At 49.6% G+C, this 13,047-nt stretch carries 14 protein-coding genes; 2 read left to right on the top strand and 12 right to left on the bottom strand.

Features of this window, described 5'->3' with window-relative positions; genetic code table 11:
* Positions 1 to 11: 11 nt before the first annotated feature.
* Both ACJJIE_RS15640 and ACJJIE_RS15635 read right to left on the bottom strand, forming a co-directional pair.
* The gene (locus tag ACJJIE_RS15640; protein ID WP_282930843.1) at positions 12 to 695 is read right to left on the bottom strand and encodes an RDD family protein; all 684 of its coding nucleotides are present in this window, start codon (positions 693 to 695) and stop codon (positions 12 to 14) included.
* Between the two features lie 30 nt (positions 696 to 725).
* Positions 726 to 1,469 carry a DUF2189 domain-containing protein gene (locus tag ACJJIE_RS15635; protein WP_444892280.1) on the bottom strand — a complete coding sequence of 248 codons (744 nt, stop codon included), beginning with the start codon at positions 1,467 to 1,469 and terminating at the stop codon, positions 726 to 728.
* A gap of 171 nt (positions 1,470 to 1,640) precedes the next feature.
* Here ACJJIE_RS15635 and ACJJIE_RS15630 point away from each other — a divergent pair, with 171 nt between their 5' ends.
* Together ACJJIE_RS15630 and ACJJIE_RS15625 are read left to right on the top strand one after the other, a co-directional pair.
* On the top strand, positions 1,641 to 2,264 hold the full coding sequence (locus tag ACJJIE_RS15630; protein WP_444892279.1) for a DUF2939 domain-containing protein: 624 nt from the start codon (positions 1,641 to 1,643) through the stop codon (positions 2,262 to 2,264).
* Positions 2,255 to 2,632 carry a DUF2237 family protein gene (locus ACJJIE_RS15625; RefSeq protein ID WP_444892278.1) on the top strand — a complete coding sequence of 126 codons (378 nt, stop codon included), beginning with the start codon at positions 2,255 to 2,257 and terminating at the stop codon, positions 2,630 to 2,632. Before ACJJIE_RS15630 ends, ACJJIE_RS15625 begins: the two co-directional genes overlap by 10 nt.
* A gap of 98 nt (positions 2,633 to 2,730) precedes the next feature.
* Here ACJJIE_RS15625 and ACJJIE_RS15620 read toward each other — a convergent pair whose 3' ends face one another.
* From ACJJIE_RS15620 to ACJJIE_RS15575, 10 genes are all read right to left on the bottom strand, one after another.
* Complete coding sequence (locus ACJJIE_RS15620; protein WP_444892277.1) at positions 2,731 to 3,726, bottom strand: AgmX/PglI C-terminal domain-containing protein; 996 nt, start codon at positions 3,724 to 3,726, stop codon at positions 2,731 to 2,733.
* 1 nt (position 3,727) lies between these two features.
* Positions 3,728 to 4,249 carry an ExbD/TolR family protein gene (locus tag ACJJIE_RS15615; RefSeq protein WP_282930848.1) on the bottom strand — a complete coding sequence of 174 codons (522 nt, stop codon included), beginning with the start codon at positions 4,247 to 4,249 and terminating at the stop codon, positions 3,728 to 3,730.
* A gap of 12 nt (positions 4,250 to 4,261) precedes the next feature.
* The gene (locus tag ACJJIE_RS15610; RefSeq protein WP_282930849.1) at positions 4,262 to 4,774 is read right to left on the bottom strand and encodes an ExbD/TolR family protein; all 513 of its coding nucleotides are present in this window, start codon (positions 4,772 to 4,774) and stop codon (positions 4,262 to 4,264) included.
* 11 nt (positions 4,775 to 4,785) lie between these two features.
* A complete protein-coding gene (locus ACJJIE_RS15605; protein WP_282930850.1) occupies positions 4,786 to 5,451 on the bottom strand; it encodes a MotA/TolQ/ExbB proton channel family protein in 666 nt (221 codons plus the stop codon).
* A gap of 210 nt (positions 5,452 to 5,661) precedes the next feature.
* Positions 5,662 to 5,931, bottom strand: a complete 270-nt coding sequence (locus tag ACJJIE_RS15600) for a hypothetical protein (RefSeq protein ID WP_282930851.1) — start codon at positions 5,929 to 5,931, stop codon at positions 5,662 to 5,664.
* A gap of 2 nt (positions 5,932 to 5,933) precedes the next feature.
* Complete coding sequence (locus tag ACJJIE_RS15595) at positions 5,934 to 6,605, bottom strand: tetratricopeptide repeat protein (protein ID WP_444892276.1); 672 nt, start codon at positions 6,603 to 6,605, stop codon at positions 5,934 to 5,936.
* Positions 6,568 to 9,432, bottom strand: coding sequence for a tetratricopeptide repeat protein (locus ACJJIE_RS15590; protein WP_444892275.1), 2,865 nt, complete (start codon positions 9,430 to 9,432; stop codon positions 6,568 to 6,570). Before ACJJIE_RS15590 ends, ACJJIE_RS15595 begins: the two co-directional genes overlap by 38 nt.
* Positions 9,425 to 11,395 carry an ATP-binding protein gene (locus tag ACJJIE_RS15585; RefSeq protein WP_282930854.1) on the bottom strand — a complete coding sequence of 657 codons (1,971 nt, stop codon included), beginning with the start codon at positions 11,393 to 11,395 and terminating at the stop codon, positions 9,425 to 9,427. The genes ACJJIE_RS15590 and ACJJIE_RS15585 overlap by 8 nt, the downstream gene beginning before the upstream one ends.
* A 6-nt stretch (positions 11,396 to 11,401) precedes the next feature.
* Positions 11,402 to 11,926 carry an AraC family transcriptional regulator gene (locus ACJJIE_RS15580; RefSeq protein ID WP_282930855.1) on the bottom strand — a complete coding sequence of 175 codons (525 nt, stop codon included), beginning with the start codon at positions 11,924 to 11,926 and terminating at the stop codon, positions 11,402 to 11,404.
* A gap of 116 nt (positions 11,927 to 12,042) precedes the next feature.
* A complete protein-coding gene (locus ACJJIE_RS15575; RefSeq protein ID WP_282930856.1) occupies positions 12,043 to 13,041 on the bottom strand; it encodes an FAD:protein FMN transferase in 999 nt (332 codons plus the stop codon).
* Positions 13,042 to 13,047 lie beyond the last annotated feature (6 nt).

Here is a 13,047-nt window from a genome sequence, read left to right as displayed (position 1 = left end):
GGTACCTCTGCCTATCCCCTGCCGCCGAGTAGCCAGCTGCCTACCGAGCGAAGGTAGCTGAGGGCATCGCTGCCTTTTTTACGGGTAATGGGTTCAAGCAGGTTGGCAAGTTCTTGCTGGCGCGCCTCACTTAAATCCTGGTGGCGCTCCAGGAGACTGACCACCGCCTGCTGATCCTGCTGGCGCAGGTTTTGTGGTGGCGGGAGCGGGGTGGTATCGGGCAGGGCAACCGGTGCCCTTTCTTCTTCGCGGTAGACCACGAGTGTCGCCGCAGCCAGGTCTCCAAGGCGTTGGAAGTGACGCCCCAAGGTCATGCTGATAATGCCGGTCGCATAGGCAAATGGCAGAAAATCAGCAAAGCGTAATAGATTGCGTACAAAGGATGCTCCCCATGATATGGGGGTAAGGTTATCGTTGACCACCATTAGGCCAAAAGCTTTTTTACCGGGCGTTTGACCGCCACGTAAGACTTCAAAAAATACCGGGTAGAACCATTCGAGAAGAAAAGCGCAGACTAACCAAATACCGTCACCCGCAATGCCGGCAAATAGCAGTGCAAAGCCAACTGCTGTCAATATCAGTGACCGATAAAATACGTCTACGGCATAGGCGAGGATACGGGGCACGGGCCCGGCAGCCCGCGCGCGTAAATCGATCCCCTCGGGTGTTTCGACGTTATAGGTGGTATCCAGCAAGCCACCGCTCCTGTCTGGTAGTACTAATGATTAGTTGTGATTGGGGGTGCCGAAGACCTGGCGGTAGGCAACGCCGTATGTCGCACAAATCCAAGGAAGGGCAAATATTAACCCAATGAGAAACAGGAGGCTGCCTGCAATGTAAATGACCATCATTACCAGCAATAGACCAAAAAAGGTGAACCAGTTTTTGGTGATGGCTTTACGTGACGCCTCCATTGCCTGCCAGGGGCTTAAATTGTGATCAACAACAAGTGGCAGTGCCATCATGTAAGCCACTGAAAGATAGATACCGGGAATTACTAACAGGTAAAAACCAATTGTTACGAAGAAATATAATAAAACCATCGCCAGGCCGAGAGGCACAATTTTATCGAAATAAGAGAATACTTCGGTAGCGCTAGTCTTTTCTCCCCTGGCAATTTTTATACACACCATCATAGAGCCTGCCATAATGGGGGCCGTTATCACTATTAGTGCGATAGGCCCTAAGAAGGCTAGGAATACCACACCTGATAAGCCGCCAGCTGATGATACAGCACTCCACATTAGTGCGATTAAGATAAGCATTACTGCAGATATGCCTAGTGTGTAAAGGATAAAACTAAGCCAAATAGTTCCCATATTACTTAGTGACAAATGCCAGCCTTCGCTGAGAGCTTCACCGAGAGAAAACGAATAGTCCCCAGCTATCCCCTTCTCTACAGAGCCCAACTCCTCCATTTCTCTTGTGCTTGCCAAATCGGCTTTTGGTGCCGTATAGATGTCACTCATCCTGTTAGCTGTCCTTATTGAGATTTAGATTATTTATGGGGTGCAGAGTCTTGGGAGGGAAATATCTCACAGGCGGGAGTAGTGAACAATGCCACGCCAATACATCGGCAAATTAGGTGATACATCTTTCTCAGCATAAAATCCCAAGGGAGTGATTAAGGAATAGAATTGATGAAAAAAATACTGTGGACGAGCGGCCTGATTTTTGTGTTGATTATCGCCGGATATGTTGCTTTGCCGTTTTATTCCATCGAGCAATTGCAGCGTGCGGCGGAAATGGCTAAGTCCGATCAGCCGCAGATCAGAACTGAGAGTATCGATACATTAGAACGTTATGTCGATTTTCCTGTTTTACGTGACAATTTAAAAGTCCGCTTGCAGCAGCAGCTTCGGAGCTCCTTAAGTGATTCTATTCCTCAGGAGTTTGATGAGTTACTGAGTGCTGGCGCAAATTTTTTCATGGAGCCACTGTTACAGCAGTTTATTACCCCTGAAGGTATTGCCGATCTTCTTCGTGGAGGAGAGGATCTGGAGGTCTTTGAGCGGGAAATTTATCGGCAGGGTAGTGAAGCGGCAGATGGCTCCGAGAGTGGGCCATCTACGCGGGAAGAGAAAGAGGATTCCTGGCAGCGCATGGGGTGGCATTTTACCGACCTCAACCATTTAAGTGTTGATTACGGCGAGCATGGCCGACCTGAATTGCGTCTGCTGATGCAGCGTAATGGCCTGCGCTGGCAGTTAGTTGATATCCAGTTACTCAGTGTTAAGAATGGAGAGGGGCAGGGATGGAGATAGATAAATCGGTCAATGTATTTGGCGACCCATTGGTGCCCTGTAGCCTCGATCCCAAAACCGGTTTCTTTCGCGATGGCTGCTGTAATACCTGTAACGAGGATCTCGGTTCCCACACGGTCTGTGTCGCCGTCACCGATAAGTTCCTGGCGTTCTCGCGCAGTCGCGGCAATGATTTGAGCACTCCGATAGAGGAGTTTAACTTTCCCGGTTTAAAAGAAGGGGACAGATGGTGTCTCTGTGCCGCGCGCTGGCTTGAAGCGGAGAAATTGGATATGGCTCCCCGGGTATTTTTACAGAGTACACATGTGAAGGTGCTGGAAATTATTCCTATGCAAATATTGCGTCGCTATGCGCTGGATTTGCTTTAGTTGATTGGGTGGATCAGCTTCCTGTCCACCTATTAACTCCCTCAAATGGCGGCACGTCCCTGTGTCGCCACGCTACAGACAAGGTAGCTGCTCGGAACTTAAGAGGGCAGAAAGTCGATTGAGTAGTTTTTGGTAGTACTCTCAACGTTGGCAGAACCAAAATTGATCATGCGGATTCTCGCCAGCAACTTGCGTTCAAGTGCCGGGTTATTGAGCTCGCTCTCTACCAATTTGATCGACGCGATAGCACCATTCGGTGCGATCACCAACTGTACTGTAAGCCTTCCCTGTAGAGTTGGGTCCCTGCGCAGCGCACGATTATAGATTCCAATAATGGCCTCTTTATTGGCCTCCATAACACTGCGAATGGAATCGTCGGTACGTATGGATTTCTGTCCCCTGGCTTTGGCCACAGCTTCTTTGGCTGAACCTGCCGCCTGAGTACTCTGGACACGGGTATTTTCACGACCGGCTAGAGAAACACCACCGGTATCGCGGCTCACCTTGCCAGCGGCAACACCGCCACTGGAAGCTTTCGACTTGTCCGCGATCATGCTGCGTTCTATTTTAGTGGCTGTAGCATTACCCGAGCTGAGTTGGCCCTGGTTGTTAATATCCGACGTATTAAAACTCTCGCGCATATCCAACAGATCATCGGCGAGTGCATTCAGGCCGCTATTGGCCGCTTTCTCTCGGGCCTGCTGTACTTTGGCAACTGGGGGATTTTCAACCTTGCGCGGTTTCTCCACTGGTTTGGGCTTGTCGGGTGTTTCCGCTTTTTTCTCGGGCTTCTCCTCAGGCTTTTTCTTTTCCTCGGGTTTCTTTTGCTCCTTGGGTTTTGGCTTTGGTTTAGCTTTAGGTATTTCTTTCTTTTCCAGAATTACTTTGGCCAACTGTGGTGGTACCCTTTCGGCTTGTTCCCGGGTGAGTTCGGGAACTGGCGCAAGTGCGACAGCAATGCCGCTGATAGCCAGAGCGATCAGGCCTACACGCAACAACTTAATAAAGCGCTGATCTTCCTCTCGCGAGGCAGACCAAGGGAGTATTGTTTCCTGCAGTTGCCAGGGAGCATAACTAATCGTTGCTGTACTCATATCAAGACTCCACCCCAGAAGGATTTTCCGGTGCGGTTTGCTCTACAGCAAAAGACATATCGCGGAAGTCTGCTGTTGCACAGGTGTGCATAATTTGCTTAAGCAACTCATAAGGGACCTGCTCATCCCCCATAATAGTCACAGCGCGCCCCAAAGTTTTCTGGGTTTCGCTCAGTTCTCCCGCCCGCTCAGCGCGATATTTAAGCTCTGTTACCAGTGGTTCAATATTTTCCGCGCTGGGGTCGATATCATCGATATTGATGATAAAGCGATCCCCGACAAACAGCTGTTGATTATTGACCCGCACCACAGTAGTCACCTCGGGTTTTTGTTGAGAGGTGGACTTGGGTAGCTTTATGGTTTTATCAGTCTGCAGAACCTGTACATCACTGGTTGAATTTACCAAAAGGAAAAATACCAAGATGGTAAAGATATCCATCAGTGATACCAGGTTCAGTTTTGACTGCTGCCTTTTTTGCCTTTGTCTGCGTTCTTGCAGTTTCGCGGCTGCATTTATCTTCATAGTTTGGCCCCGCTATTTTTCCTGCTCCGGTGCATCGCCGAGAGATATCTGGGGGAACAGTTCTGCATCAACAACGGATGCAGCCACTACAGCCCGGTAGCTGCGGGCAGTATCCATGGCGGCAACCAATGTCTTGTAGGGCGTACCCTTTTCCGAAAGGATTACAAGATCATCTTTGTCGATAGATTTTTCCCGTAATTGCCGTTTTATTTGTTGTAAAACAACAGAAACTGTAGCGAAATCCGGCGAATTTTCTTCGTGTGGGATGCGTTTAACCCGCTGTCCTGCCGGGTAGTTGATATCGACATACTGCTTGCGTAAAACAAGTTCTAGCTGGCGGTTTTCCTCTACACTACTGGAACTGCCATCACTGATGCCTGGTAGGTTCAGTTTGAGCACAGAAATATGAGAAAACACCATGTTAAGCAGTAACACTGGAACCAAAATGGTCATCAAACTCATAAATGAGGTGATATCAAGCTCTGCTTCCTCGTGTCCACGCCGGCGAATGTTGATGTTCAGCATGTCGGTATCCCCTAGCTGTTAGCGGTGCGCTGTTCAGCTTTCTGTGGGCGTCCCATGGTCAGCAGGTTGAGAAATTTAACCCCAGCCATTTGCAAACTATCGACAATTTCATTGGTTTTATTTTGCAGCATTGAGTTAAATAGAAGCAGCGGGATGGCGGAAATAAGGCCAAATGCAGTGGTATTCATCGCTACAGAAATACTGGTAGAAAGCATGGTAGCTTTCTCAGAGGGATCAGCGCTGGCTACTGCGGTAAATGCAGCAATCAGACCCATAATAGTGCCGAGAAGTCCCAGCAGGGTAGCGATATTAGCAAGGGTAGCCAGGTAGCTAGTGCGTTTCTCCAGGCGGGGAACTGCTTCAAGAATTCCCTCCTCAATTGCCAGGGCAATATTCTCCTCGCGTTTGGCAAATTGCAACGTATTGATACCTGCTGCGGCAATGCGCCCCATCGCTGCGTCGTTATCGCGGGCCAGCTGCAAGATACTTTGGTAGCTGCGTTTTTGCAGCATGGGTAATACTTGTTGATAAGCCTTCTTATTGGCATTTCTGGCACGGGTTAAGAATATCCAGCGCTCTACGACCATTGCCAGTCCGATTACCAGAACGACCGCAATCGGGTACATAAAAGGTCCGCCATTTTGGAAGAAGCGCAACATCGCTTGAGTGAATTCCATGATTTAATTCTCCACAGATAAAAGTATAAATTTGTAGTGCAAAGGGGAAGAAAATCCGCCCTTACCCTTGTTGTATTAAAAGGGTCGCCGGACACTGAAGCGCAGTGCAGCGTTTCCAATTATTCGCTGAATAAATTCAGTTGCGCCGCCTTCCTTGCACCGCAAAATACATTTTTTTAAGTATTATTTGTAACTTTTTGGGCGCGTCGGCTATTTGGTTTCTTCCTGTTCGGTTTGCAGCAATTTTATTTCGCGGCGAAATTCAGAGTATTCCTGATGCTCGAATACGGAAGAGAAAGTTTGTGGTAGGACGCTGTCGAGCCTTTGCAAACTATCGGCCTGCTTCCAGGGAATAATATATAAAACTTTAGGTTGCTCCTGGCTGCCGATTACGGTGGATTCCAGAGTGGTGATTTCCTCAGCCGCTGCGACTTGTACCCAAGTCAATATGGTCAAGATGAAGCTAATATATAATTTCATTATTAAAGTCTCCGCTCCAGCTCAAGTATCCATGCGTTGAGTAATTTATCCTGTTCAATACTGGCATCTTGTGCTGCAAGATAGTGCTGCAGAGCGCGTTCTGGTTTTTGCAGGTAGAGGTCGTAGAGGATTCCCAGATTACGGTGAGCGTCGATGTAGTGTGGCCAGCGCTCTATAGCGGCCTTGTAGCATTGCTCAGCATCTTCAAAGCGCCCCCGATCGCGCATTAGCGCAGCGAGGTGGTTCCAGGCAAATATATTGTTATCGTTTACGCTAATGGCCTGGCGAAAGCTTTGCTCAGCCTCCGCGTATTTATCAGCAGACTGTTGAACGATAGCAAGATTTAGCCAGGCTCCGGAAAGTACCGGCCATTTTTCAGTAATTTGTAATAATTGTGATTCGGCCGTTGTTAAATCGTTTGCCTGGAAAGATTGATGAGCTAAATCCATCGCCGCTCGAGCCTGTTGCGGCACTCTTTGAGCATCTTGCAAATACGGGTTTTTCGTCCGTTGCTCCGCAGCCTCCCCATCGGTTGGCGATACGGTCTTTTGCAGGCCACTACATGCGCAGAGTGACAAAGCCAGCACAATGGTAGTTAGGAACCGTACCGCCGATATTTTTTTTACGGTACTCAATTCAGTGCAGTGCATCACTCCACCCCAAAGTTTTTTCATCTTTTTTATATCGCGCAGGTAACAGCTCCCCCAGTGAATGGAAGCTGCGTTTAACCCAGTCGTCGTATATACCCTCAATCGTGCGCTGGATATTGGCCTCATGAAGTTCTATGGACTTCTCCTCAAAAGGGTAGGCCTGTTCTTCCAGTAGAATTTCGTACTGTTCCAGTTCAAGGTCATTCAGGTTTTTAGGGCGCTGTGAGTCCATCAAGTCCCGGCTGAGCTGCCGGTAAACTTCTGCAAGGCGATAGTTGGCTTGAGGGGTGAATTCCGCAATACCAAACTCCAGGACTTTGCGGTAATCAGCTACTGTCGTTTGCATAGCCCGCTTTTTATTAGCGAGACTGGTTTTTAATGGTAGACGCAATGCCAGTTCAGCAAACTTTGCATAGCTCTGTTCTGCCAATTCACTTTGCGAATAAGCAGCCAGGTACCGACCGCGAGGCGATTGCAGTGAATTCTGTGCCAGTTGCTGTAGCCAGTAATTCCGTTTCGTTGTTTGTTTGGTCTGAGCATAGATTTCTACTAGTTGGAATTGTGCTTCCAGGCGTTGCTCAGCAGGCTCCGGCCACAATTTGCTGTAGTTGCGGTAGCTTTCAATAGCTTTGTCGTACTCACCAGCTTTTTGCAGGTTTTCTGCGGCCATATATAGGGATTGACGGCGAACTTCCCGATCTGGGTCTGTAGAGGCTAATTGCAGCAACTCTGTGGCTGCCGCTACTGGCATTTCCAGCGCGTCAAAGATAACAACGGCCTTGGCGGCCAGTGTTGGCGTCAAAGTATGCGCGGGATAGAATTGGCGAAAATCTGCCAGCTCTGTGCTGGCTCGCTGCCATTGCCCCAGCTGAATAAGGAAATTAATCGCATCGTATTGGGCGGTAGCGGCGATTTCCGTTCGCCCACTGTCGCGGATACGCAGTAGGTGATAGAGAGCCTCTTCGCTGGGAGCGGCATCTTCACTCTCGCGCTGGGCCAAAATGATTTCTGCCTGGCGATAGATAGATAACTGCAATTGGCGCAAGGCATCTTTGCGCAGTGTTTCATTGGGCTGATATGCGAGTGCGCGTGTGTAGGCGGCCTCAGCCTGGGGGTATTGCTTCAGGGAAAAATGGCTGTGCGCCAGTATCATCGCAATACTTAATTGCTGCTGGCGATTTGCCGGAGGTTGCCATTGGTCGGCGTGCTCGGCGGCGGCGATGGCCCCGGCAAAGCGCGATTGTTGTAGCAACTTATCGGCAGCGGCCAGCTGTACAGGCAGTGCCCTTGGGTCTTGTGGCCAGCTCTGTGCGAATTTCAAGCTCGCTTCAATATTGCGGTCTAGCCATAGAGCTTTTTGCTCAGCCTCTTGGTCGGGGGTTTGTTCATGTACTCTAGCTGCACTGAGAATGGCCCCATAGCCGGCTTCGGCGCCATACTTTGGATCTTGGTATTCCCAGGCGACCTGGCTGTAAGCGCGCCAAGCGGCGGGATGATCTGCAGCTTGCTCGAGACACTCCGCCATCAGGAAAACCATGGATGGCGTACGAGGGTCTTGTGGAAAAGTCTGTGCGTATTCCCGATATAAAGCGGCGGCACTGCGATAGGCTCCCAGTGATTGTGCGCTGACAAGGCGGCGTTCTTTCACTTTACTTGCGGGCAGCTTTGCCACCTGCTGAGCCAATTCCTGTGCGCGGGCGTGGTCAAATTGAGCCAATTCGTACAGCCATGGTTGCAGGGTTTTGGCTAACTCTTGTTGTTGAGTTTCACCTGCTGCTTGCCAGTAATCACTGTTCACACCATAGCGACGCACAAAGTCCCGCTTCGTAGGCAGAACTTCTTTATGTAGTCTCCCCGCTTGCAAGGTTTCAACGGCGAGAAGATGAAGCTGTGGGGCTTGCTCGGTTTGCGGGTAGTGATTGACGAATTGCAAAAAGGTATCGGCACTGTTGCGGAACAACTCTTTTTCCCGATACCAGGTACCGAGTGCGCTGTATAGTTGGTGCTGATAGGGACGCGGCTCTCCATCGAGGTTAAAAGACTCAATGGCTTCAGCGCCTCCCAGGTAGCTGAAGTTTAATGCAAGCCCGCGCAGGCTGTCTTCACGCAGGCGCTGCCGCCCAACAGGCAGTTCCTCCCCTTGTTCCTCACTGTGCAAAATATCCAGCGACTGGAGGAAAATTTCTGTTGATGCGCGGTAATTGCTCGATTTAAATTCTGACCAAGCCAGCATATAGCGAGCATTATCCGTAAATGGACTCGGCCCCTGCTTGAGCAATGCACGGAAATCTCGGGCGGCGCTGGGGTAGTCTTTGCGGTTGAATGCCGCCTCGCCACGGCGGAATAAGACTTCGCCGATAAATGGTGAGTCCGGTGCGCTACCGGCAATCTTTTCCAATGCCTGTAAGGCCGCAGGCATCTCCCCATCCAGTGCCCTGGCGCGGGCTAAGCGATAGAGAATGTAATCATCTTTCGGGCGCTGTGCAGAGAGACTTTGGTAATAATCGACCGCGCTGGAGTAGTCGACAATGGTATCCGGATTGTCGGACTGTTTTTGCTCCAGCCGCTCCATTTCCAAGTCAGCCAGGCGCAAATGGATTTGTTGCTGAACTTTGGGGTCGGTGTGGCTTTCCAGTGCAGTGCGGTAACTTTGCACCAGGTTTTCCAGCGCGATAGCCGGTTGCGGGGGTGGGTTTTGTGGTCCTTCACCCTGTGGATTGGGCACAGTGGCTGGGGGTAGGTCAGCCAGGGTTTGAACCGGTTGGTTGCCACAAGCCGTTAATGCACAGTAAATACCAATAGCCAAGGAGCGCAGGGCAAATATACCTGCCCGATGTGGGATGTTATTCATGCTCTTCGGCCCCGGTATTATCTGTGTCGCTGTCAGCACTGGGGCTTGTGGGGACCGCCTGCATTTGAGCATCCTGCAGGCGTGCGATAGCCAGGCGTGTATGAGCCATGTATTTACGAATTTGTTCCTGCTCCCTACCGAGCTGGGCGATGACTTCCCGGCGCAATTCGGCTTCAATCAATTCGCTGGCGCTGTCTATCGCTGCCTGCTGTGCGGGTATTCGGTCACTGGCAGTGACCACTCGATAGGCTAGCTGGCGCAATTGTGGGCCCCGCTGTGCCTCGGTATCTGTTTTCTTGCGTTGTTCCCGCCCACTGCGTAACTGATCTTTGAGCTGCTGTAGGGATTTCCGTTGTTGCCATAACTTGTCGTGATACTGTTCACTGGCTTGCCAGAGCAAAATCCCCCGGGCTTTCGCCAGGGTTTCCGCTTGTTGTTGGCTGGCTTTGCCGCTGTCCTGGATTTTTTTAAGACGCTCTTGTGCGCCGGTGAGAATTTCCAATAATTCCAGGGTTTCACTTTGATCATCTGGAGTGGCGGTGGTCGCCAATAAAGTGAGTGCGTCGCGCTCCCGCTCAATTTGCTCGAGTGCTGCTCTCAAATGATCATATTGCTGTGTTGCCATCTGCAACTGTTGGTCAAACTGAGCGCTATTGTAGTGATCGATAATAGTTGTGCGGCGCAGGTGGCGCTCTTCGATAAGATCGGTGAATTGGGGCAGCTTATTTTCCCAAGCTTGCAGCACCAGGCTCAATTGCTGCAGATCGCGCAACTCGGTAAGCCGCAGCTGGAAACGGTCGCTTTGTAAAATGGGGCGCAAAAAGTGCTGGTTATCACGCAGGAGGGGTGAAGCCTGGGCCAATTGCAACCAGCCATAACGCCATGCTTCCCGTTGAGCGGCATCATAGGCCAGGGGCTCCGATGCCAGGGCTTGCTGTAACTGCTGTAATTCTGTAAGCGTTTCTAGGTAATAAGCTTCAGCGCTTCGATATGTGTGCAGGGCAACAGGTCGATTTTCCAGTTTTTCGTAGCCATAAGGTAGCGCAACCATGGCTTCCCGTGCTGCGGGACTATAGTGGTGTTTATCTAATAAAAATTGCAGTGCATCTATGCCCGCCTGATAGTCTTCACCGTTGATCGAGGACCAGGCCATCCCCAGGAGTGCTCGAGTTGCCCAGGGTGTGTTAAGACGGACCTTGGAAAAAACTTCCTTGGCTGCGGTGTGTTGCTCCGCTAGGGCGAGGGCGTATCCCATCCCAATATGGGCTTTATCGACAAGTATAGGAATCTCTGTTGATGGAATATCGATCGCAGCTGAAAAATCGATGGCCGCTTGATATTCACGGATTGCCGCTGGTAACTCTCCGGACCTAGCGTAGGCTGCGGCCAGATTAATACGTCCAAGTAATCTTTCCGCAGGAAATAGATCACTGGTTTCCAGCAATTTTTTTGCTGCGGTAAGGTCACTGTTACGCAGGGCGAGGTTGAGAGGTAAGGATGATCCCTCGGCAACCCCGGATTTCTCCAGGTGTGTTATTGCTGTAGAAAAATCACCATTCAAGTAATTTAACTCAGCCAATTTTAACCATGCAGTGCGCCGGTATTTGGGCGCTGTACTGGTATTTCCCTGCTGCTCAAATAATTCAGCCGCACGTCTATGTAAGCCAAATCCAAGGCTAATACCGCCCTCAATCAAGGCGGCGTTATCTCGATGAATCTGAATTGAGTCTCTCTGTTGGGCAACTAACAGTGTACTCAGAGCATCAAAATAATTTCCCTGGAAATAATTGTAAAGAGTGGTGCCATAGGCTAGATCCTGAGCCCTTTGGTACTTTTGTTGGACCTGTTTTTCGTCGCCGGAATTTTCCTTATCGGCTATAGATTCAGCTTCTTGAGCGCAAATACTGCCCGTTACAAGGGTGAGTGCCAGGCATAGGGTACGGGTAAGAGATGGGTAGTACATGAGTGATTAGGGAGTCGGCCACTGCACTAACTCAAACTCCGGCTGCTGTTTGCCAGAACTGTCTGAGATTACCAGCTCAATGACGGCAGGCTCATCAGTTTTATTTAATTCCAGCTTGGCCGCTCGCTTGTACTCGCGTCCTTCGGGTCCCAAGCCCGTTACAAAAGCAGAAATAGTGTATTCACCGGATTTCAGGTTGCCTTTGTAGAGTGGTTGAATACCACCGCGAATGAGCGCTTCCCTTTGATGTTGCGTATAGAGATGACTAGCACTTAGTTTATTGTCAATGTGAAGCTTTACTGCATTCAGAGTGAAATAGTGGCCCACGTCCATAGATACATAAAAAGCGATCTGACTCTGTGCCGGATATAACAAATCTTCCTCAAGGATTAATAAATCCCTGTTGAGTTTGAGCACATCGCGCTTTAATTCCTCCAGCTTCTCTGCGGAGAAATCATTTTCTTGGGCCTGCAGGAATACTGAAGCAAAAAAGCTGATAAAGAAAATCAAGCACTGAAGAGGGCGTCTCATGGCAGACCTTTTGATGGGAATCGGCATTATTCTATGGTCGGCGCAAATTATGTCAGGGGATCAATGATCTGATGTGATCTTGTTGGCAAATTTTCTATGAAGATAAATTGGAATACTCAAAGATTCTCTAAACCGCGACTGAAAAACAGCTTCCGGTTACTATCGATAACCACTGCTTCAAATTGGGGCAAGCGATTGATTAGCGCCAAGCCCTTTTCTTTTCCGAGAACAAATACACTGGTAGAAAGTGGATCGGTATCAAATCCACGCGGGCCAATAATGCTGACACTGATCAATTTGTCGGTATCTTCTTCTGATGTTGTAGATGGCTTTCCAGTCGATGGATTAAATATGTGGTGGACTCTGTCCTGCTGTTCATCGATGAAATAGCGCTCATAGTCTCCAGATGTGGAGATAGCGATATCACGCAGGGGAATAACCGCAGCATTTTTACTTTTCTCTCGGGGATGGCGAATACCCACTAACCAGGGTTGCCCCTGTTTATCTCCGAGCATGCGTGCATCGCCGCCAGCACTGACACTGGCACAGCAAATTTCTGCTTGCTTAAGAATCTCAATCGCTCGATCAACAGCATATCCTTTGGCGATACCGCCCAAATCTATTTTTGTATCCTCGTGACCAAAACTCAGGGTGTTGGTCTTTTTATTCAGTTTTAAGTGACGGTAATTCAAAGCTTCTAAAAGGGAGTCTGTCAGCTGGGCACCGGCTTGTTTTTTCTGGCGAAAATCATAGTGCTTACCCAGGGTGGCATAGCTGATATCAAACGCTCCATTGGTAAGTTGGCTAAACCAGAGAGATTTATCAATCAGGCTGGTGAGCTCTTCCGAAATATTGACCTTGCCCAGGCCAGCCGTGCGGTTGACCAGTGATAATTCACTATCTTCCTTGTAAGGAGATAACTGATTGTCGAGGCGCTGGAATTCCGCCATAACCTCTTCAATAAGATGCTCGGCTTCATTACTGTCTTCATGCCAAAGTTGCATGCGCACCTGAGTGCCCATAATGGCACGTTCAGCGTAGTGCCATTCGGCTAAAGTGGAAGTAGCGCACAGGGTGGCACTACACAGTAAAATAACTTTAATAAAGCGGAGCATCACTAT

The organism is Microbulbifer maximicatervae (SeqCode) (assembly GCF_052467325.1).
Note: the sequence above shows the minus strand (reverse complement) of the source record. Positions and strands in the feature narration are given on the sequence as shown.